The organism is Corynebacterium amycolatum (assembly GCF_016889425.1).
Taxonomy (GTDB): Bacteria; Actinomycetota; Actinomycetes; order Mycobacteriales; family Mycobacteriaceae; genus Corynebacterium; species Corynebacterium amycolatum.
In genome coordinates, this window is record NZ_CP069513.1 from 2207885 (window position 1) to 2230159 (window position 22275).

At 58.1% G+C, this 22275-nt stretch carries 17 protein-coding genes; 5 read left to right on the forward strand and 12 right to left on the reverse strand.

Features of this window, described 5'->3' with window-relative positions; all coding sequences use genetic code 11:
• Positions 1 to 86: 86 nt before the first annotated feature.
• Together gatA and gatC are read right to left on the reverse strand one after the other, a co-directional pair.
• Entirely contained in the window at positions 87 to 1601 is a 1515-nt protein-coding gene (gene gatA, locus I6J19_RS09700; protein WP_049181171.1) for an Asp-tRNA(Asn)/Glu-tRNA(Gln) amidotransferase subunit GatA, read from the reverse strand.
• 15 nt (positions 1602 to 1616) lie between these two features.
• Positions 1617 to 1910, reverse strand: a complete 294-nt coding sequence (gene gatC, locus I6J19_RS09705) for an Asp-tRNA(Asn)/Glu-tRNA(Gln) amidotransferase subunit GatC (RefSeq protein WP_005509328.1) — start codon at positions 1908 to 1910, stop codon at positions 1617 to 1619.
• Between the two features lie 227 nt (positions 1911 to 2137).
• Here gatC and I6J19_RS09710 point away from each other — a divergent pair, with 227 nt between their 5' ends.
• Positions 2138 to 2803 (forward strand): ACT domain-containing protein, encoded by a 666-nt coding sequence (locus I6J19_RS09710; RefSeq protein ID WP_038628526.1) that lies wholly within the window; start codon positions 2138 to 2140, stop codon positions 2801 to 2803.
• A gap of 127 nt (positions 2804 to 2930) precedes the next feature.
• Complete coding sequence (locus I6J19_RS09715; protein ID WP_038628524.1) at positions 2931 to 5297, forward strand: glycogen/starch/alpha-glucan phosphorylase; 2367 nt, start codon at positions 2931 to 2933, stop codon at positions 5295 to 5297.
• On the opposite strand, the gene ligA is transcribed toward I6J19_RS09715, so the two are convergent.
• Entirely contained in the window at positions 5294 to 7414 is a 2121-nt protein-coding gene (ligA, locus tag I6J19_RS09720; RefSeq protein WP_141745475.1) for an NAD-dependent DNA ligase LigA, read from the reverse strand. The two genes, I6J19_RS09715 and ligA, sit on opposite strands and share 4 nt — an antisense overlap.
• A 95-nt stretch (positions 7415 to 7509) precedes the next feature.
• Here ligA and I6J19_RS09725 point away from each other — a divergent pair, with 95 nt between their 5' ends.
• Positions 7510 to 8190, forward strand: a complete 681-nt coding sequence (locus I6J19_RS09725) for a 3'-5' exonuclease (protein WP_038628522.1) — start codon at positions 7510 to 7512, stop codon at positions 8188 to 8190.
• Between the two features lie 49 nt (positions 8191 to 8239).
• On the opposite strand, the gene I6J19_RS09730 is transcribed toward I6J19_RS09725, so the two are convergent.
• Positions 8240 to 10450, reverse strand: coding sequence for an MMPL family transporter (locus tag I6J19_RS09730; protein ID WP_224792295.1), 2211 nt, complete (start codon positions 10448 to 10450; stop codon positions 8240 to 8242).
• A 183-nt stretch (positions 10451 to 10633) separates the two neighbouring features.
• Between I6J19_RS09730 and I6J19_RS09735 the strand changes: the two genes are divergently transcribed.
• Positions 10634 to 11320: a TetR/AcrR family transcriptional regulator gene (locus I6J19_RS09735; protein ID WP_052155599.1), complete on the forward strand. Its 687-nt coding sequence runs from the start codon at positions 10634 to 10636 to the stop codon at positions 11318 to 11320.
• Here the strand turns inward: I6J19_RS09735 and I6J19_RS09740 are convergent.
• The 8 genes from I6J19_RS09740 to I6J19_RS09775 all read right to left on the reverse strand — a co-directional run bounded on the left by I6J19_RS09740 (position 11253) and on the right by I6J19_RS09775 (position 20000).
• Entirely contained in the window at positions 11253 to 12293 is a 1041-nt protein-coding gene (locus I6J19_RS09740) for a uroporphyrinogen decarboxylase/cobalamine-independent methonine synthase family protein (RefSeq protein ID WP_038628519.1), read from the reverse strand. The two genes, I6J19_RS09735 and I6J19_RS09740, sit on opposite strands and share 68 nt — an antisense overlap.
• A gap of 27 nt (positions 12294 to 12320) precedes the next feature.
• Positions 12321 to 13442 (reverse strand): tRNA 2-thiouridine(34) synthase MnmA, encoded by a 1122-nt coding sequence (gene mnmA / locus I6J19_RS09745; protein ID WP_038628517.1) that lies wholly within the window; start codon positions 13440 to 13442, stop codon positions 12321 to 12323.
• Positions 13443 to 13571: 129 nt separating this feature from the next.
• A complete protein-coding gene (locus I6J19_RS09750) occupies positions 13572 to 14768 on the reverse strand; it encodes a cysteine desulfurase family protein (RefSeq protein ID WP_081914012.1) in 1197 nt (398 codons plus the stop codon).
• A gap of 189 nt (positions 14769 to 14957) precedes the next feature.
• Positions 14958 to 15902: an electron transfer flavoprotein subunit alpha/FixB family protein gene (locus tag I6J19_RS09755; protein ID WP_038628515.1), complete on the reverse strand. Its 945-nt coding sequence runs from the start codon at positions 15900 to 15902 to the stop codon at positions 14958 to 14960.
• 54 nt (positions 15903 to 15956) lie between these two features.
• Positions 15957 to 16742, reverse strand: coding sequence for an electron transfer flavoprotein subunit beta/FixA family protein (locus I6J19_RS09760; protein WP_038628514.1), 786 nt, complete (start codon positions 16740 to 16742; stop codon positions 15957 to 15959).
• Between the two features lie 337 nt (positions 16743 to 17079).
• The gene (locus I6J19_RS09765) at positions 17080 to 18264 is read right to left on the reverse strand and encodes a THUMP-like domain-containing protein (RefSeq protein WP_038628511.1); all 1185 of its coding nucleotides are present in this window, start codon (positions 18262 to 18264) and stop codon (positions 17080 to 17082) included.
• A gap of 53 nt (positions 18265 to 18317) precedes the next feature.
• On the reverse strand, positions 18318 to 19157 hold the full coding sequence (locus I6J19_RS09770; RefSeq protein WP_038628510.1) for an NUDIX hydrolase: 840 nt from the start codon (positions 19155 to 19157) through the stop codon (positions 18318 to 18320).
• Between the two features lie 6 nt (positions 19158 to 19163).
• Positions 19164 to 20000, reverse strand: coding sequence for an ABC transporter ATP-binding protein (locus I6J19_RS09775; protein ID WP_038628508.1), 837 nt, complete (start codon positions 19998 to 20000; stop codon positions 19164 to 19166).
• A gap of 141 nt (positions 20001 to 20141) precedes the next feature.
• Between I6J19_RS09775 and I6J19_RS09780 the strand changes: the two genes are divergently transcribed.
• The gene (locus I6J19_RS09780; protein ID WP_038628505.1) at positions 20142 to 22172 is read left to right on the forward strand and encodes an alpha-1,4-glucan--maltose-1-phosphate maltosyltransferase; all 2031 of its coding nucleotides are present in this window, start codon (positions 20142 to 20144) and stop codon (positions 22170 to 22172) included.
• The last annotated feature ends 103 nt before the right edge of the window (positions 22173 to 22275 follow it).

Consider the following 22275-nt stretch of genomic DNA (forward strand, 5'->3'; position numbering starts at 1 on the left):
TCCCCGACACGACAACAACCGCCGCTCTCCCACTTCAGTGAGAAAACGACGGTTGCAGAAAACCGACTAAGGCTTATTGAACGCTTTTATGCAATCGAGCCGCGAACCTTTTCGTAGGCAGCGCCGACCTTGTACAGACGATCATCACCGTGGCGCGGAGCCATAATCTGCAGGCCTACCGGCAGGCCGGTGTCTTCAGCCAGGCCCGACGGCACGGACATGCCACACATGCCGGCCAGGTTGAGCGGCAGAGTACACAGGTCGAACATGTACATGCTCAGCGGGTCGTCAACCTTCTCGCCCAACTTAAACGCAGTGGTCGGAGTGGTCGGCGAGATCAGGACATCCACCTGTTCGAAGGCCCGCTCGAAGTCCTGCTGAATCAGGGTACGGACGCGCTGTGCCTGGATGTAGTAGGCGTCGTAGTAACCGACCGATAGCGCATAGGTACCGATGATGATGCGTCGCTTAACCTCATCGCCGAAACCAGCGGCACGGGTCATAGCCATGACCTCATCGGCCGAGTGCGAACCGTCATCACCAACACGCTGGCCGTAACGCATGCCGTCGAAACGAGCCAGGTTGGAGCTGACCTCACACGGCAGAATCAGGTAGTACGCGCTCAGTGCGTGGTCGAAGTTCGGGCAATCGACCTCGACCACCTCTGCGCCAGCTTCCTTAAGCTTGTCGACGGCCTCGTGGAAGCTGTCCAGTACGCCGGCCTGGTAACCCTCGGTGCGGTCGAACTGCTTGACGATGCCGACCTTAACCCCCGTGAGGTCACCGGTAGCACCTTCCTTGGCAGCAGCAACCACATCGGCAATCGGCTGCTCCGTGGAAGTCGAGTCATTCTCGTCGTGACCAGCAATGATTTCGTGCAGCAGCGCGGTGTCCAGAACGGTTCGCGCGGTCGGCCCACCCTGGTCCAACGAGGAGGCACAAGCGACCAGGCCGTAGCGGGATACCGTGCCATAGGTCGGCTTCACGCCGACCGTTGCGGTCAGAGCTGCTGGCTGACGAATCGAGCCACCGGTGTCAGTACCGATAGCCAGCGGAGCCATACCGGAAGCCAGCGCCGCGGAAGAGCCACCACCGGAACCGCCTGCGGTGCGCTCAACATCCCACGGGTTGTGAGTCGGGCCGTAAGCGGAGTTTTCAGTCGACGAGCCCATGGCGAACTCATCCATGTTGGTCTTACCCAGGATTGGGATGCCAGCTGCACGCAGCTTGGCAGTAACCGTTGCGTCGTAAGGGCTCATGTAGCCCTCGAGCATCTTGGAAGCACAGGTGGTCGGCGCATCGGTGGTAGTGAAGACATCCTTCAGTGCCAGCGGAACACCGGCCAGCGCGGAGGCCGGCTCCTCGCCAGCATCCAGCGACTCATCGACCTTGCGAGCTGCAGCCAGGGCCTCTTCGGCACCGACGTGCAGGAATGCGTGAATGTCCTCATCAATTGCCGCGATACGGTCGAGGAACGCCTGGGTGACCTCTACCGAGGTCAGCTCACGAGCGTGAATCTTCTGTGCGAGCTCGAAAGCGCTCAGCCCCAGAATCGGGTCCTCAGCAACAGCGGCATGCAGATTCGGGTTAGCTGCAGTCATTTCTTCCACGTACTCCTACTCGCCGAGAATCTGGGGAACTTCAAAGCGCTGGCGGTCCTGCGACGGCGCCTGGTCCAGCGCCTGCTCCGCAGTCAGCGTCGGCTTGACGACGTCCTCGCGCATCACACCGGACAGCGAAGAGGGGTGACTCATCGGTTCCACATCATCCGCAGCCACCTTTTGAACGGCCTGGACGTGGTTAATAATGCCGTCGATCTGACCGGCGAACTCGTCGAGTTCCGCGTCAGTCAGAGCCAGACGGGACAATCGCGCTAGGTGTGCGACCTCATCGCGTGAGATAGCTGGCACGCTAGTACCCCTTTCATTTCTTCGTACGAAGCTAGTGCACAGAAGTTTAGTTGAAACTGATTTTGAACCGCGCGAGCGGGCTGTACTTGCCAACAGTAGTCGTTATCGTTGAGTCGTTGTCCGCAGGGTCTTACATTTCAGAGGTTTACCCTGTAACCTAAATCACTACTTCTATAGTTACACCGCAAGAATCACTCTCAATTATTCGAAAGGTTGTACACACAGCCATGAGTTACCTCCTTCGCATCCAGCTTCCCGACGAACCAGGCGCACTTGGCTACGTCGCGGCTGCCCTGGGCGAAGTAGAAGGTGATATTCGCAGTGTCGACGTCGTAGATTACGGCGCTAATGGCGTTGTTGTCGACGACATCGTGGTTGACCTGCCTATGGGCCTGCTCCCAGACACACTGATTACAGCGGCTCAGTCCATTAGCGGAGTGGAAGTCGATTCAATTAGACCTTTCTCCGGCTCGGTTGACCGCCGCGGACAGATTGCGCTGCTGGCCAAGTTCTCACAGCACACGAAGAACTTGGATCGTGCCCTCGGAGATGTCGTCGACGGCCTGCCTCAGACTATGACTGCAGGCTGGGCTATCGTCCTCGGCGAACAGAGCGATGGCCACTGGGTGCGTCGCGCTTCCTCTACCGCTGCTCCAGAGGATAACGGCCGGACTCTGCCGGAAGCCCCGATTGACTCGCCACGAAACCTGGATCCGGACGAAGAAACGTGGCTGCCGGAGGACTGGACGGTTATGGACTCCTCCATTGCCGCTACTCCAATGGGCGAGGGTCTGGTTCTCGTTATTGGCCGGCCCGGCGGGCCGGACTTCCTGCCAAGTGAGGTTGAGCACTTGGGACGTATTGGCACGATTGTCGGCGCGATTATCGACTAGCAGCGACTAGTGGGCTGCTCCCTTCTGCTCGAAGCTCTTACCCTATGGCTCCTCCCCTATGGAGCGCAGTGATTCACGCTTAGCGGTAAAGTCTGGAAATGATACCAGTCAATAAGGAGCTTCTTTGATGTCGAACTTGAGTGACCTCGTCGGATCCCACGTTCGTGCCGAATCCGGCCGTGTCCCCCAGTCGTCCACTGAGATGGAATTCTGGTCCGGTCTGTCACGGGTTGTTGTCGATGACCTAGCGGACAACTGGCAGCGCACCACGGAGGCATACGCTGCTACCCGCCAGCAGCACTACTTCTCCGCCGAGTTCCTCATGGGTCGCGCCCTGCTGAACAACCTGCTCAATGCAGGCCTGGTGGATGAGGCCTCCGCTGCGGTGGAAAAGTACGGCAAGAATCTGACAGACGTGCTCGAGGCCGAACACGACGCCGCTCTCGGTAACGGTGGCCTGGGTCGTCTGGCCGCCTGCTTCCTGGATTCCTGTGCCACGCAGAATCTGCCGGTGACCGGTTATGGCATCCTCTACCGCTACGGTCTGTTCAAGCAGAGCTTTGAAAACGGCTTCCAGGATGAGCACCCGGATCCGTGGATGGAAGAGGGCTACCCCTTCGTCATTCGTCGCGAGGAACTGTCCAAGATTGTCACCTTTGATGACCTGGTCGTGCGCGCTGTTCCATATGACATGCCAATTACCGGCTACGGCACCGATAACGTCGGCACGCTGCGCCTGTGGCACTCGGAGCCAATGCGTGAGTTCGACTATGACGCCTTCAACTCGCAGCGTTTCACCGACGCCATTGTCGAACGGGAGCGCGTCCATGACCTGTGCCGCGTGCTCTACCCGAATGACTCGACCTATGACGGCAAGGTGCTGCGCGTTCGCCAGCAGTACTTCTTCGTCTCGGCTTCGCTGCAGACAATGATTGATTCTTACATCGAGAATCACGGCGAGGACCTGCGCGATTTCCACAAGTACAACTCCATTCAGCTCAATGACACCCACCCGGTGCTCGCGATCCCAGAGCTGATGCGTCTACTCCTGGATGAGCACGATATGAGCTGGGACGACGCCTGGAACGTCGTTTCCAACACCTTCGCCTACACCAACCACACCGTTCTGGCAGAAGCGTTGGAGACCTGGGAATACTCCATTTTTGACCGTCTCTTCGGTCGCGTTCTGGAGATCACCCGTGAGATCGACCGCCGCTTCCGCGAAGACCTGGCGGGGCGCGGCTTCGACCAGGGCAAGATTGACTACATGGCGCCGATTTCCCACGGCCGCATCCACATGGCGTGGATCGCCTGCTACGCTGCGTACTCCATCAACGGTGTGGCTGCCCTGCACACGGAAATCATTAAGCGCGAAACGTTGAAGGACTGGCACGATATCTGGCCGGAGCGCTTCAACAACAAGACCAACGGAGTCACCCCGCGCCGCTGGCTCAACCAGTGCAACCCGCGCCTGTCGGCACTGCTGACTCGCCTGTCGGGTTCGGATGCCTGGGTCACCGACCTGGACAAGCTCGCTGAGCTCGAAAAGTTTGCTGACGACGAGGCCGTGTTGCGTGAGATTCTCGACATCAAGCACGAGAACAAGAAGGACTTCGCCACCTGGCTGGAGCACCGCCAGGGTATTTCGGTGAACCCGGACGCCATCTTCGATACCCAGATTAAGCGTCTGCACGAGTACAAGCGCCAGCTTCTCAACGCGCTCTACATCCTGGATCTCTACTACCGCATCAAGGAAGACCCAGCGCTGGACGTGCCACCGCGCGTGTTCATCTTCGGTGCCAAGGCCGCCCCAGGCTACGTTCGCGCGAAGGCCATCATTAAGTTCATCAACGCTATCGCGGACAAGATCAACAACGATCCGGACATGGACGGTCGCCTGCAGGTCGCCTTCGTTGAAAACTACAACGTCACCCCGGCAGAGCACATCATCCCAGCCACCGACGTCTCCGAGCAGATTTCCACTGCCGGTAAGGAGGCTTCGGGTACCTCGAACATGAAGTTCATGATGAATGGCGCACTGACGCTGGGCACCATGGACGGTGCAAACGTCGAAATCGTCGACGCCGCCGGCGAAGAGAACGCCTACATCTTCGGTGCGCTGGAAGAGGAACTGCCGGAGCTGCGCCGCACCTACAGCCCGCGTGGCACTTACGAAACGGTGCCGGGGCTCAAGCGCGCTGTCGATTCGCTTGTCGACGGCACTTTTGATGACGGTGGCAGCGGAATGTTCCACGACCTGCACTTCTCGCTGCTAGAGTCCAACGGGTACGAGCCGGCCGACGTTTACTACGTCCTCGGCGACTTCGCTGACTACCGCGAAACCCGTGACCGCATGGCCGAGGACTACCGCGACGAGCTGGCGTGGGCCAAGAAGTGCTTCCTGAACATCATCCGTTCGGGCCGCTTCTCCTCCGACCGCACCATCCGCGATTACGCCAACGAGGTCTGGAAGCTAGAAGAGACCAAGATTTAGGCCTGACCAGTTTCCAGCAACCGCTTGAACCCATCCTCATCGAGGATGGGCAAGCCCAGTTCCTCGGCCTTTGTGGCCTTGGAGCCGGCGTTTTCGCCAACCACCACGTAGTCGGTCTTCTTCGATACCGACCCCGCGGCCTTACCACCACGGGAGATAATGGCTTCCTTCGCGCTATCGCGTGTGAAGTCCTCCAAAGAGCCGGTGACTACCACGGTCAATCCCTCTAGCACCTGATCTGGGCGATCGGTGACCTCATCGGCCATGCGCACACCCGCAGCTTCCCAGCGCTCAACAACCTCGCGGTGCCAGTCCACCTCGAACCAATCGGCTACGGAATCGCCAATAATCTCACCGATCCCGTCAATCGCCGAAATCTCCTCACGGCTCGCAGCCCGCAGCGCCTCCATCGAGCCGAACTTCTGCGCCAAGGTCCGCGCTACCGTCGGGCCCACATGGCGAATAGACAGACTGACCAATACACGCCACAGCTCTTTATCCTTGGCTGCCTCAATATTGGCCAGCAGCTTCTTACCATTGGCATTCAGCGTTTTGCGCGAAGCCGTGGTGTAGACCTCAGTGCCGAGCAAATCTTCCTCGGTGAGGTCGAAGAGCAGGGACTCGTCGTCAAGCACGCCGCGATGAATCAAGTCGGCAGCACCCCTCTCCCCCAGGTTTTCAATATCAAACCCGGAGCGAGAGGCGAGGAATTCAATACGACGACGCAGCTGACCTGGGCAGTAACGGGTATTGGGGCAACGCCAATCGGCATCGCTGTCCTTTGCCGGAGCCAAACGAGTACCGCACTCGGGGCACAGAGTCGGGTAAATGTACTTTCGCTCGCTGCCATCTCGGAGATCGGCCACGGGACCGAGCACCTCTGGAATCACGTCACCGGCCTTGCGGATGGTCACGCGGTCCCCGATGAGCACTCCCTTTCGGTGCACTTCAGAAGGGTTGTGTAGCGTCGCCATCTCGACCGTCGATCCCGCCACAAAGACTGGCTTCATGACGGCATATGGCGTCGCACGACCAGTTCGTCCGATGGAGACTCGAATGTCCAGCAGGTCCGTCGTGACCTCTTCTGGCGGGTACTTATACGCAATCGCCCAGCGTGGCGCCCGCGAGGTCGCGCCCAGCGCGCGCTGCTCGGAAAGGGAGTCAACCTTGACCACAAGCCCATCCATCTCGTGGATAGCATCGTGGCGGTGCTCTCCCCAGTACTGCATCTGCTTGACGACGTCGTCCGCGGAATGAACCTGCTTTGTATACGGCGACACGTGGAAGCCCCACTCGTCCAAAGCCCGATAGGCCTCGTGTTGGGACTGCGGACGCCATCCCTCGATATGGCCAATTCCATGGCAAATCATGGACAAACGGCGCTTTGCCACTTCTGCAACGTCCTTTTGTCGCAGTGAACCCGCAGCTGCGTTACGCGGGTTCGCGAACGGCTTCTGGCCTGCGTCGACGCGGTCGGCATTGATGCGTTCGAACTCTTCCAACGAGATAAAGACTTCACCACGTACCTCGAGCACGTCGGGGATGTTCTCGCCGCTGATTTCATGCGGAATATCTTCGATGGTGCGCGCATTAGCGGTGACGTTCTCCCCCACGCGGCCGTCTCCGCGGGTGGCCGCCCGGACAAGGCGACCTTTCTCATAGACCAGGTCAATTGACAGGCCATCGATCTTCAGCTCAGTCAGGTATGTGCTGGCCGGAGTGCGGGCCAACCAGTCGCGCAGTTCCTGCTCATCGAAAACATTATCCAAGCTGTAGAGGCGTTCGAGATGCTCAACGGGCTCGAACACTTCGCCGTCGGCAGGCGCTTCGACCTGCGCACCGACCTGCTGCGTGGGGCTGTCCGGCACCACCAGATCGGGCCACTGCTCCTCTAAGTGCTGCAATTGACGGAACATCTCGTCGTACTCAGCATCGGAGATAACCGGCTGTGCGGTGTAGTACAGCGCAGCGTTTTCACGAATGCGAGTAGCTAGATCTTGCCAATTCTCCCGGACGTCCGCCGGCGCTGGTTCGGAGGCGGGGGCGCTGGAAAACGAAGACAAATCGGAGGTTGACAGGTCGGAGTTCTCATCGGTCGAGGAAGTCACGTCGCTCATTCTATGTCATTGCCCGGATGCGCCGGTCGAACTGAAATTCTCTTGACCCGTTCCTGTCACGTCAGTGAATCCGTGCTCTCCGCTACAGTTGAGACATGCATAATTTCGATCCGCGACGCATGCTCGCGTTTGATCTGGAGACTACCGGCACGGACCCCCGTACCTGCAAAATCGTCACTTCCGCATTGGTCCGGCTGACGGAGCAGGGCAAAGATTCCACCATCATGCTCGCCGATCCCGGTGTCGAAATTCCGCAAGCTGCGTCTGATGTGCACGGCATCACCACTGAAAAAGCTCGCGCGGAGGGGCGTCCGCATGATGAAGTTTTGGCGGATACCATTGCGGGTCTTCGAGCTGCCTGGCGCGATGGTCTGACTGTAGTGGCCTACAACGCGGCCTATGATTTGACCGTACTTCGCTCGCAAGACCCCAGTTTTACTGTTGACGGGCTCGTGGTCGATCCTTTTGTGCTGGACAATTACTTCGATCCTGATCGCCGTGAAAAGCGCACTCTAACTGATGTCTCCCGCCACTATCAGGTGCGGCTAGACGGGGCACATGATGCCACCGAGGATGCTCTCGCCGCCGCGCGCATCGCGTGGGTGATGGCGCGTCACTACCGTGAATTGACCGAAAAATCGGGAGACGAACTCATGGAGCTGCAAGCTGTCGCGTACTACCAGTACAAGAAGAACCTGCAGCGTTGGCTGGCAGACAAAGGCCGCGACGTATCTAACTTCACTTTCGGGTGGCCGACCGACGTTACTGACGCTTAAGGTCGGCTCACCGTACTTGCACACGGAAGGGCTGGTTAGCCACTGCCCACTAGTGTTCGGCTGACACTATTTCTGCCCGCGGCTGTTCCTTTGATTCGGCGAGCAACTTGCTCGGCTTTGTTGGCCACAGTGCATTGTCACCAATCAGGCGGACAATGGCCGGGACAATGAAGGGGCGGACCACGAAGGTATCCAGCAAAATACCAAGTGCCAGGCCCAAACCGAACTGGTAGAGCTCACGGATTGGCTGAGTCATCAGCACTGCGAAGGTAGCTGCCAGAATCAGACCTGCCGATGAAACCACGCCGCCAGTTCGGGCAACGGCAATCTTCATTGCCGCACGCATATCGTGGTGCTTCAGCTCCTGCCGCAGCCTACTCATCACAAAGATGGTGTAGTCCACCCCCAGTGCAATCAAGAACACCAGAATGTAGGAAGTCACGCGGTTACCAATGCCCTCATCTCCCTGAATATTCAGTGCAATTAGGACGGTTACCCCCATCGTGGCGACGAACGACAGCAACAGTGTCGCTGCCAAGTACAGCGGCGCTAGTAGGGATTTGAGTAGCACTGCCAACACAATTGCCACGATGACAATCATCACTGGCACCAGCATCTTGATATCGCGATCGAGCTCAGCGCGGACGTCGCTAAGCTCAGCGGTTTCGCCCGTGGCAGTCACTGTCGTGTCTGCGGAAGCACCAGCCGTCTTCAGTGCATCGCGCACATCATTGCTGATGGGTTCCAGAGCTTCCATGGATTCTATGATGTATGGATCCTGATTGAGCACAACAGTCATGTGTGCCGTCTCACCGTCATCGGTGACATCACGGGCAGTGACACTAATTCGGGCGATATCCGCAGAATCCTTCTTTGCCACCTCTTCAGCGGCCTGCTGCAGCTGCGGCAAGTCGAGATTCTTCCCTTCGATAAGCAAGGTAGTCGGGGCAATTTCGCCCGCACCAATATCGCGGGCCGCAAGCTCCTGCCCCGCCGCCGAGTCGGTATCCACGCGGAAGCCAGTGAGGAAGTTGAAAGACTCCTTGTAATTCAAGACCCCCAGCGACATCACAATCAGCAGTGCCAGGCCTGCGGCTAGAACAGCCTTTGGCTTCTTGTCGACGGTATTGGCGACCTTCGTCCACATCTTCGAGTCGACTCGCTGGAGTGCCTTGTCATATCCGCCCGGCCAGAATGCAGCCTTGCCCACCGCAATGAACAACGCCGGCAGGAACACGGCAGCAACGATGGCCATTGAAGCGACACCGATAGCGAGATACGGGCCGAAGCCTTGCAACGCGGGCGACTTGGTGAATAGCAGCGCCATCATTGCCAGGATGATGGTGCCTGCGGAGCTAGCGAGAACCTCGCCAGTACGCCCCATTGCATCCACCATTGCAGCATTACGGTCCAGCTCTTGCCCCTTTTCTCGCTGGGTAGCCAGTGCTTCACGGTAGCGGGCATTGATAATCACCGCATAGTCAGTACCGACACCGAAGAGCAACACTGTCATAATCGATGCGGTCTGCGAGCTGATCTCAATGGCACCGGTATCTGCGAGCAACGCGCCGACGCTCTGTACCAGCTGCATTGCAACACCAACGGCCAACAACGGCAGGACCGCGAGTACTGGCGAACGATAAACTAGTAGCAAAATAACTAGCACCAAAAGAATGGTTCCGAGCATGAGCACCCGGTCACCAGAGGAAAAGACCTTCACGGTATCGGTGACGATGCCCGCTGGGCCGGTGAGGTGAGTTTCCACGTTGCCGGATTTGTCAGCATTATCTGCAATGGCGGCGATATCCTCGCGCAGTGCATCAATGTCATCGCGGTAGGACTTCTCAGTAGCATCGCCCACCGTGGGGACAACGATGGTTACGGTCTTTCCATCCTCGCTGCGGGTTCCTTCCGGTGAACCCGGGATACACTTGCCTTCACGAAGCACCTGGCTTCCCAAGCTGGTACACACGGGGCTAATCGGCGCCCGAGTAAAACCCCCGTCCCGCTCAGCTAAATCAGCGAGAACGTCGTGCGCGGCTTTCTCAGTGGTCTTTGCCGAGTCTGAGGTCAACACTACGACGGCAGGCAGAAGATTTGGCTCGGTGGGAAATGCCTCACGGAGACGCTTCTTCGCTTCCATTGACTGCGCAGTTTCCGACGGACCGTCGCCGGAATTCGTCTTTACGTCCTCCACAGAGGGCGCTACTGCTGACAGAAGCCCCACTACCAGCAACGACACGACGATGGTGAGCCACATGCGTCGTTTAGTGCCAAATAAAGCGGCGTTGAATCGCCGATACATGACGCGGGTGTCCTTTCTAGGTGATTATCTGCATTTTCTTGTGGATTGTCTCCAGTTCCTGAGATTATGAGAACACCGTGACTTATAAAATCAGAGAAACGAACGCTCCATTTCTTCTCAGAATCCGAGGATTTCGCCATGCCTAGAATTTCTGCGGCCACCGTTGTCGAACACCGTCGACAAGTCAATGAAAAGCTGATGGATGCCGCTAGCAGCCTGCTCGCAAAACAAACACTTAGCGACATCGAGGCACCCCTTAAGGTGGGTGAGATTGCAAAGGAAGCCGGAATTGCTCGGTCCAGTTTTTATCGCTACTACAACACTGTCGATGATCTGGTCGCAGCGTTGGTCCTACGCGACTTCCCCGAATGGAAAGCCACCGTCGGCACTTCCGTGAAAGAGGCAAAGGACCCTATTTCCGCAGCTCGCGCATTTGTCCGCGCCAACATCAGTATGGCCAGCGACTCAAAGCACGCGTGGCGCACCGCTGTCTTTTCCTACCACTTTCACCAAGATGCACAGCGCGAAATCGGTGCGATTCACTCGGAACTGCATGACATTCTCGTCGTGGCAATCACTAAGCTCGACAGCCTCGCCGAATCTCAGGGCTATCTCGTCGCACGCACAATCCAAAACATTGTCAACTCCGCCGTCACTGCCGTAGAGGCACTTTCGCTTAACGACGAACAGTTGGATACCTACATTGCGTGGCATGAAGAAGCTGTGGAAGCGATATTGGTCTCCGCTACCGCGCAGGCTACAAATCCCCCGCAGCGCGACGCATCAACTCAGCTGTCTCCCGACCCGCACGAAGCTGAGCAATAGTTTCATCAACGTCGCTGTGCGCAAACCCTGACACTGGGGCAATGGAGAGTTTGCTTGCGCGGTTCTGGTGGGAATACCCCAATTCCTCCCACAACCGTGCAGCCTGCTCAGCTACTCCACGCGGAGAGCTACCGATAGCTGCTCCGGTAAACTCTTCCCGCTCCGCTACATGCACGGGCACGATGCCAAGCTGCAGCTCTATTCCCTTATCGACCGCCGCAGCAACAAAGTCCAGGTTTGCATTCGTCGAGAGTTCAGTATGCGGAATCCACAGCCCGGTAACACCGGAGTCTGCAATTGCGCTGAGCTCCACACCCTCAATTTTCTCCACGGCGATTGCGGTCTCGATTCCATCGTTAAGCAATTCGGACGTGAGACGGCGGTACTCTTCGGCGATCTCACGCGATCCGACAGCTGGAAGGTAGCCGTTGATACCAAGCATCATTGAAGGGGCGCGTACTGTCCCGCTGGCAACTGCACTGAGCATCGGCTCAACGAGAAGGACTTCCACGGCGCAATCAAAGCGACGTCGCACATCGGCAGCCTGGTCGATGAGGCCAGCAGCCAGAGATTCGGCGAAGTAGGAAACTGCACCAGGGTCTGTTGCCACTAACCTGCCACCGGCAGTTTCCACGGAAGCTGCCATAGTCCAGGGGCCAGCTGCTACCAGGCGAACCAGCTGAGGCGCCGTTTCCCACAGTTCTTCGCAGGCATCAATGTCTCGAGCGAGGAAATCACGGGCCCGGGATTGAAGCCGGCCGACTCTGTCAGCTATCTTCCAGCTGCGCGCTCCCCTATCCACGTTCAGGTCGGCCATGAGTACAGCCGTGCGGCCAATCAAATCAGCACCGAGGCCGCGCGCAGGAAGTAGCGGCAGCGCTACATGTCCGTCCAAGCATTCACCTATAATGATCTCTGCTGCTGCACGGGGATCGATACCCGGCATGGGGCCTAAGCCGACAAAAGATGTCACGGAAAACGCGCTCTCCTGAATGAGGAATTAACAAGTAGCAATAATCGTGCCAGAACCGAGCACATAGTCTCCGGCCGGATCAGCGTGATACAGCACCGCCGCCTGGCCTGGAGCGATACCGCGAAGCGGCTCGGAGAGCTTTAGCTCAAAAGCACCACCTCGGCCGGTGAGTGCATCCTCTGGACCTGCCTTAACGTCGACAGTGCAGTCCACAGGCTGACCGTGGGCACGTACCTGCACCTGTAGTTTCCCTGCATCTGCCGCTGCCACAACCTCCGAAGGCTCAACCAACCAAATAGCTCGGTCCGCCTGCAGCACATTGACCTTCAGATCTTCGGCAGTGCCAATGGTCACCGTTGCGGTATCCGCATCGATTCCAGTGACATAGCGTGGCTTGCCGTCAGCCATAGGCCCGGGCAGGCCAATGCCTTTGCGCTGGCCGATGGTGAACCCATAAACACCATCGTGCTCAGCGACGGTATCGCCGCTCTCCTTATCAACGATAAGGCCCGGCCGACGCCCAATTTTAGCGCCCAGAAAAGCCTGGGTATTCCCATCCGGAATGAAACAAATATCGTAAGAATCTGGCTTATTTGCCGTGCCCAGCCCCATATCGCGCGCTTCTTCGCGGATCTCGGGCTTTTCAGTATCGCCGACCGGGAAAAGGGAGTGGTTGAGTTGCTCACGGTCGAGCACTCCAAGGACGTAGGACTGATCCTTTTTCATATCGCGGCCACGGCGCAACAGACCATCGTCGCCAAGCAAAGCGTAGTGACCAGTCACCACCGCGTCGAAGCCGAGCGCCAGACCGCGTTCCAACAGGGCTGCGAACTTAATCCGTTCGTTGCAGCGCAGGCAGGGGTTGGGGGTTTCGCCACGTTCGTATGAGTCGTAGAAGTCGTCCATGACCTCTTCTTTGAAGCGCTCGGAGAAGTCCCATACATAGAACGGAATCCCCAATTCGTCGCATACCCGTCGCGCGTCGCCGGAGTCTTCCAGTGAACAGCAACCCCGGGAGCCAGCGCGAACGGACTGCGGATCCTTCGACAGGGCTAAGTGCACACCCACAACCTCGTGTCCTGCTGCCAATGCGCGAGCAGCTGCCACCGAAGAATCGACGCCACCACTCATAGCCGCCAAAACACGCATAGTGAATCCTTTCTGTGATTTGTACACCTAGTTTTGCCACCGTTGGAAAGCTCGTGTCACCGTACCATCGTTGAGCGGACCTGTAGTGATCCGCCGTAGTGACCCCGCGCCCGTGAGACCAAACAACTACTACGCCATGCCGGCCTTGCGTGCTCGCATCACTGTTTCGGACAGTGCTGCGATAACGGCATCGACATCGTCCTGCGTCGAGGTCCACCCCAGCGTAAAGCGGATGGCAGAACGCGCCTCGGACTCACTCACGCCCATGGCTGAGAGCACATGAGAAGGACGATTAACGCCTGCACTACATGCCGAACCGGTCGAGCAATCGATACCAGCAGCGTCGAAAAGCATAATGAGGCTATCTGCTTCTGCACCGGGAAAACTGACATATACGTGACCAGCTAATGCCGGCTGAGTTGTGTGCACGATTGCACCGTCAATGCCGGCAATCGCATGAGTCAGCTGTTCAGTGAGATTCTTGACCCGGTCATGTTCGGCTTGCATGTCAGAGACCGCCGCGCGCAAACCGGCCGCCATCCCCGCTGCCGATGCAACATCCTGGGTACCGGAACGCAATCCGCGCTCCTGGCCACCACCGTTGTTGTGGGGACATAGCGTTATATCCCGGCGCACTAATAACGCTCCGATGCCGCGGGGTCCGCCAAACTTATGGGCTGAGATTGCCATCGTCGCGGCACCCGAAGAATGAAAATCGATAGGCACATGACCAGCGGCCTGCACAGCGTCAATGTGGAAAGGAACCCGCGCTTTTCTAGCGAGCGCTGAAATCTCACTAATCGGTTGTACAGCCCCTGTTTCATTGTTGGCCCACATACAAGTCACCAGTGCAGTGGAGTTTCTGTCCAGCGTGGGAAAGGCTTGTAAATCCACCCTTCCCGTAGAGTCCACCGGGGCTGGGACAATCCGCGCCCAGTGTTCCTTCTCCAAATGACGACAGGTCTTCAACACTGCGTCGTGTTCAATTGGGGGAACCACAATGTCTGAACCTGTCGCCTTGAAGTACAAGCCGGAAACTGCCAGATTGTCAGCCTCCGTGCCCCCAGAGGTAAAAACTACCTCAATAGGGTCGGCACCAAGCAGCTCCGCTATTTCTTCGCGCGACTCCTCCAGAACTTTCTTAGCAACGCGAGCGGTAGTGTACTGCCCCGATGGGTTGGTCAAACCCAAGTTATCGACCATTGCCGTGCGTGCTTCTGGGCGCAGTGGTGTGGTGGCGGCATGATCCACAAAGTGGCGCGTCTTCGCAGAAGAATTCACGCCACTCTTTTTACGCGGAGCGGCAACATTGCGGTCATTAGACATGCAGGCAGTATAACGCCGGGCACGCCTAAAACTCACTACGCACCATCACCGAGGTCCTCTCACCACATCGGGTGAGATCAGTGGCGAATAAAAACCGTCCCATACAAAAACGCTCGGGGCGGGAACAGACGTGGAAATCTGTGCCCACCCCGAGCGGGTAGTTGCTAGCAGCCTTACGGCAAGTGCGTATTACTTCAGGTTCTCGATAGCCTGCGGGACAACGTCGAACAGGTCACCGACGACACCGAAGTCAGCAATCTCAAACAGCGGAGCCTCTTCGTCCTTGTTGACCACGACGATGGTCTTGGAGGTCTGCATACCGGCCTTGTGCTGAATTGCACCGGAGATACCCAGAGCAAGGTAGAGGTCCGGGGAAACGGTCTTACCGGTCTGGCCGACCTGGAACTGGCCCGGGTAGTAGCCAGCGTCAACAGCGGCACGGGAAGCACCAACAGCAGCGCCGAGAACGTCTGCCAGCGGCTCCACAACGTTCTTGAAGCCATCCTCGGATGCGACACCGCGGCCACCGGAAACAACCAGCTTAGCCTCGGTCAGCTCCGGACGGTCGCCGCCCTCAGCCGGTGCGAAGGAAACGATTTCGACAGCGTTGTTGCCGATCTCCGGGAATGCAATCTCAGTGACGTCAGCGGAACCGGACTTCTCCTCCGGGTCAACGGAACCCGGGCGCAGAGCGTAGACCGGGGATGCGCCGTAGCCGACACCGTCGACGATGTACTCGCCACCGAAGATGGAGTACTTAACGGAAGCGTCGTCGTTGATGGCAACAACGTCGGACAGCAGACCGGAACCGGTCAGTGCTGCAACGCGGCCAGCGATTTCCTTGCCGGTTGCGGAAGCGGAAACCAGCACCGGAACCTCACGCTCGGAGGCCAGGCCGACGAGAACGTCAACCTCAGGGGTGATCAGGTACTTAGCGGCATCGTCCGACTCAGCAGCGAGAATCTCGCCAGCGCCGTAGGAAGCCAGGGTCTCTGCAAAGCCAGCAGCGGTACCCGGGGTGCCCACGACAACTGCGGCCGGGGTGCCGAATGCGGAAGCAGCAGTCAGCAGTTCAGCGGTGGTGTTCTTCAGCTCGCCATTTGCGTGCTCGACGAGAACGAGGACGTCGGTCATAGTGATCTTTCTCCTACTTGTATCTCTATTTGTCTTCTATTCGCGTCAAGCGCCTTAGATGAACTTCTGGGCCTTGAGGTACTCGGCCAGCTTGGCGCCGCCGTCTCCCTCATCGTTAATGCGCTCACCAGCGGTCTTAGCAGGCTTCGGAGTGGAGCCAGTGACACCGGTAGCAGCGTTTTCGAGACCAACCTGCTCTGCCTCAGCAGCAACATCGTCCAGGGTCAGCTCGGTGACCGGCTTCTTCTTAGCGGCCATGATGCCCTTGAAGGATGCGAAGCGCGGGCTGTTTGCCTTCTCAGTGACGGAGACGACTGCCGGCAGGGATGCCTTGAGCTGGTAGATGCCGTCTTCAACCTCGCGCTCACCTGTGATGGAGTCACCCTCGATAGCCACAGAGCGCAGGTGAGTCAGAACCGGGAGGTCGCGGTAGACACCGAGGACAGCCGGGACGGAACCGGTGCCGCCGTCAGTGGAGGCGTTACCGGTGATGATGAGGTCAACATCCTCGAGGGTGTCAATGATATTGGACAGAGCCCATGCAGTCTGGACTGCGTCAGAGCCCTCAAGTGCGTCGTCCGAAAGAATGACGGCGTCGTCAGCACCCATGGACAGAGCCTTGCGCAGTGCCTCGATGGCACGATCCGGGCCAACAGTTGCGACGGTAACGTTACCGCCGTGTTCTTCCTTCAGCTGCAGGGCAGCCTCAACAGCGTTCTCATTAATTTCGTCGAGAACTGCGTCTGCAGACTCACGATCGAGGACAAACTTGTCGTCGGTGAGCTTACGCTCGGACCAGGTGTCCGGAACCTGCTTGACCAGAACCACAATGTTCGGCATTTTTCTGTCGTCCTTACTGGTTGATTACTGGTGAACGTTTATCTGACCTTACTTCGCAAGCCACCTCACAATAAAGTGAACCAGGCCACGCTCTAGGTCGTCTGTGTTGAAGATAACAGAACCTGTCGGGAATGCGAAGGTGATCCAGATAACAATGTCGTTATTTTTTTAAATTTTTTCTCACGCCACGAGCCCACCCCACCCGCTAACATGTCATTTCCGCATGTCAGAGGTTAATAATACGCAACCGATCGCAGTTGTCTCCGTGGTATTCGCCAACAGCAAACACCGATCCCCAACAGGCTACCCCCACCAATTTTCCGTCGTAACGCGGTCCTTAACCGACCTCTCGAGGCTCACAGATAAACGCCGTCGCGCTCCGCCCAATACGCGTGATCACCACCGCCAATGCCCTGGCACCTTTCAGCTTCCACTGCTTGCGCAACACGTCAGGGTTCACATCCACACCGCGCACGAGAATCTCCGCCGTCCCGCAATCCAACGCCGCCAGCGCCTTGCGAACCTGCTTCAAGCTCACTTGCTCAATAACTTCAAACCCGGCAATGCCCTGTGGCAACGCATCACCGCTAAGATGCGCAATCCGTTCATCGAGCTGCCACAGCCCATGTGCCGCCGCAAAATGCCGCACCAGCCCGGCGCGCACGATTGCTCCGTCCGGGTCAATGATGTACCGACCGGCCGCCCGTACGTCGATGTCGTCAGGCATGGTGTCGTCGTATGTCTGCACGTTCACCGCCGACAACTCTAACGGCCTGTGCTTATCGACGGTCTGGACAACCATCGCCGACCGCGTTACGGATTGCCCCTCGGTAACTCTGACCAGCCCCGGCGTATATAGACACGCCTCCTTGACCGCACCGTCAACCGAAGTGACAGCTACTTCCCCGCTCCACTCGCTGAAGTCGAGCCCCGGCGCGCATTTGATAGCTAGTTCTCTATCTGGCCAGGCGGCTATGAGCGCCGGCAGCGACGGGAGCAAATCCTCCGGGTTGGTGATCCTACGCCCACCGGAACGGCGTGCAGGGTCAGCGACAATGACAGGTACGTCAAAGGCCGGTTGCAAAGCATCGGCCTGCGCGAAGATGTTCTTGCCGACGTTATGCCGCGCCATGTCCAGCCGTGCAAGGTCGAGATCAGACCCGACAACGGTCAGACCCTCGTGGTCAATCGCTGCCACTTCAGTACCAATGGAGCAGGTCACATCGGCCACTGCTTCGACACCGAGATGCGAAAGCCTACGAGCGCGAGCCAGCGCGACGACAAAGGGCGTGGCCTGTTGCGCTGCTTCGGAAGAGAAAATCCAGTCCCCTGGCAGTTTGCTGACCGCCGAACGCCGAGCTGTTGCGACTTCAATGACCGCGCGACCAAACTCGCCACAGTGCCCGCGTAGATGCGCGGAGTCTGCAATCAGAGACTTTTTAGTAAGCGCGAGTTGGTCGGCCTCATCTAGCCACTCCGGGTGAGCCGCAACAGCGGCCACCTCTGCAGCGGACAGGGACACTCGTTATCTCCTTCCAATTAGGGGTTAGCCGATTAGCGGGGTTGAGTAGTCGATTAACGGTTCATACCTTTTCGCAAATGCCCCATGTGGGTGGCAACGGCAAAGTACTCATCCATAAAAGGTTCCCCGAGGAAGTCACTACTGGTGCGTCGCACCGGAGTGTTTCTAGCTGCCTCGAGAGCCTCCGCCACAGTACTGACACCGTCCAAGCGAGTCAGTTGCGCCCAGGTCGGAGGCATGAGGCCAAGTAACCCACGGCGCCATCCATCCAAAATCGTAGTCGGGCGGAACCAACCCGAAGATGACGCCTCAGAGGTGTCACCGTCGGCCCTTTGACCGTCGGGAAGCGCGGCGAGGAAGAAATAGGTGTCGTAGCGAATGGGGTTGGACTCGGGTGTCACCCAGTTAGCCCAAGGACTGACGAGTTCGGCATCGAGCACCAGATTTTCATTGCTAAGGAAATCCGTCAATGACAACTCGTGGGCTTCCAACTGTCGTCGCTGACGGTGGAAGCAGTGGCCATCTGCGACAATCTCACCGCCAGCATCGCGAACCAACAGAGTGCCTGTTTCCTCAAAGGTCTCACGCACGGCCGCGCAGGTGAGCGCGTGCGCCCGCGCGCGGTCGACGTTAAAAGCCTGTGCAATCCGCGACTCGGGGGCGGCTTCCGACGGCTCAGTCACGGTCATGCCCTCATTCGCGACAGCGGGGAAATCACGTCGGTCTACTCCACCGCCGGGAAACACGGTCATATTGGCCGCAAAGCGCATTGAGGATACACGTTCTTGAACGTAGACCTCGAGCCCGCAGTGGGTGTCACGGAGCAGCAATACAGTCGCTGCCAGTTTCGGCGACGCGGGCGTATTCGGAGTTTCAGGTGTCGGAACCGCCATGAGCGTCTACTTCTTCCGGTGCTTTCCAGCAGGCCGTGCCCGGCGCGCAAAGTAGCGATCATCGATGCGATCGACGACGATTTCCTGGTGGAAAGCCTTGGTCAGGTTCTCACTGGTCAGGACGTCGTCAATAAGCCCCTGTGCAATGACATTGCCTTCGTCAAGGAGCATCGCATGGGTGAAGCCGTACGGAATCTCTTCCGGGTGGTGCGTAATCATCACCATCGCCGGCGCATCCGGGTCGAGCGCGAGTTCGCCTAAGTAACCGACCAGGTCTTCACGACCGCCCAGGTCGAGCCCAGCGCCCGGCTCGTCGAGAAGCAGCAATTCAGGGTTGACCATCATGGCTCGTGCGATGAGCACGCGCTTTCGCTCTCCCTCACTGAGAGTTCCCCAGGTGCGGTCGGCAAGATGCTCAGCTCCCATGCGCTCGAGAATCTCGGAGAGCTGTTCGAAATCCATCTCTTCATAGGTCTCACGCCAGCGGCCCAAGACGGAGTAACTGGCGGAAATAACAAGGTCCGCGACCTTTTCATCATTGGGTATGCGGTGAGCAATCGACGACGACGTCAAACCGATCATGGTGCGCAAATCACGCATGTCGGTGCGACCAATCTGCTCTCCCATCACATGGGCCACCCCTGAAGACGGGAACTCCTCCGCTGCGGCAATGCGCATTAAAGAAGTCTTGCCTGCACCGTTCGGCCCCATGATGACCCAGCGCTCGTCAAGTTCTACTTGCCAATCCACCGGCCCGACCAGCGTACGGCCACCACGGATGAGGTGTACGTCGCGAAAGTCGATTAACAGATCTTCGTTAAAGTCTTCTTCCAATTCAGCCACACATCCATGGTGCCCTAACTTTGCCCAAATGTGCGCTCGGACATTCTCAACTATCCTCGGTAGAGAGCAAATCGAGTTCACTCGAGATGGCTTTTGCTTCGATTTTCACCTAGCTCGCCGACAATTAGGAGAACGTCTTTTATGACTGGTCGAATCGGTATTGATGACATCCGTCCTCAAATCAACGGTGGTGCAACTCCATCGAAGGCCGTAGTGGGTGAAGTCGTCCCAACCTTCGCCGTCATTTGGCGAGAAGGCCACGACGCGATGAACGCTACGCTCAACGTTAAGGGGCCGAAGGAATCAGCTTTTGCTTCCCGCTCACAGCGCATTCCAATGCACTTTTCTGACCACGATCTAAATCAGGTCAATGCCACCTTCGTCCCAGACGTCCCCGGACTGTGGACCATTCGCATTGATGCCTGGTCAGACCCGATGGCAACATGGCGCAACGCTATCACCAAGAAGTTCGAGGCCGGTCAGAGCGAAGCTGAGCTTTCTAATGATCTAGAAATTGGTGCCGCTCTCTTCGACCGCGCCGCCGCTGGTGCCGCTGCTATCCACCGCAACCACCTACGTTCCATCGCCGCAGGTCTGCGCGGCGACGGCGATCTTCGCGCCCGCATCGCAGCCGCGCTTTCCGACGAGACCCGCGCCATTTTGCAGGCGCACCCGGTACGCGACCTATTGACCCGCGGAAAAACCCGCAAAATCAAGGTTGACCGCCGCGAAGCCCTGTACTCCTCTTGGTACGAGTTCTTCCCCCGTTCTAACGGTGGTTACGGCGAAAACGGCGAGCTGCTGCACGGCACGTTCAAGACCGCGGTTGCACAGCTTGATCGCGCACAGCGCATGGGCTTCGACACGGTCTATCTGCCACCGATTCATCCAATCGGTGAAATCAACCGCAAGGGTCGCAACAACACCCTGACCCCGGAACCGGGCGATGTCGGTTCTCCGTGGGCTATCGGCTCCGCAGAAGGTGGCCACGACGCCATCCACCCGAGCCTCGGTGACGAAAAGGACTTCAAGGAGTTCATCAAGGCTGCTAAGGAGCGCGATCTAGAGGTCGCTATCGACCTAGCGCTGCAGTGTGCACCGGACCACCCGTGGGCTAAGGCTCACCCGGAGTGGTTCACTGTGCTGCCGGACGGCACCATTGCCTACGCCGAGAATCCGCCGAAGAAGTACCAGGACATCTACCCGCTGAACTTCGACAACGATGCCAAGGGCCTGTACGCAGAGGTTCTGCGTGTAGTGAAGTTTTGGGTCAAGCGTGGAGTCAAGGTCTTCCGCGTGGACAACCCCCACACCAAGCCGGGCAACTTCTGGGAATGGCTGATTGAAACGGTTCACGAAACCAACCCGGAGGTCATCTTCCTCGCCGAGGCCTTCACTGCCCCGGCCCGTCTCTACGGCCTGGCCAAAGCTGGCTTCACTCAGTCCTACATCTACTTCCCGTGGAAGACTACGAAGGAAGAGCTGACCGAATTCGGCGAGGAGATTACCCGCCATGCGGACATCGCTCGCCCATCCCTATGGGTTAATACCCCAGATATTCTGCATGATTTCCTGGTCAAGGGCGGCCGTGGCGCCTTCGCTATCCGCGCCGCGCTGGCTTCAACCCTTTCTCCGCTGTGGGGCATGTACTCCGGCTTCGAGCTGTTTGAAAATGTCCCGGTCAAGGAGGGCTCCGAGGAGTACCTCGACAGCGAGAAGTACCAGCTCCGCAGCCGCGACTACGACCAGGCACTGGCGACCGGCAACTCGCTGGAACCGTTCATTGCCACGCTGAACAAGATTCGCCGGGAGCACCCGGCTCTGCAGCAGCTGCGCAACCTGCACTTCCACGACATCGACAATGACAACCTGCTGGCTTACTCGAAGCACGATCCGGTCACCGGCGATGCCATCCTCGTTGTTCTCAACCTCGATCCATGGAATGCCCAGGAAGCTACCGTGCACCTCGACATGGATCGCATTGGGCTCCGCAACCACGACCGCATGGATGTCACTGACCTGATTACCGGCAACCAGTTCAACTGGGGCAAGGACAACTACGTCCGCCTGGCACCGTGGGAAAACGTCGCGCACATCATCAAGCTGCCGGAAATCGATGTCAAGCTCCGCCACAAGTTGGCTTGGCGCAACGTCCCCGACTACGAGGGCTAAAACGCTTGCTGGGAACTTTCGGGGTTAGTGGGCCGCTGACCTGGCCACTGTCGCAACGATTCGTCGTTAGGCTGGCAGGTGAGTTAGCAGCCCACTGTCCCCT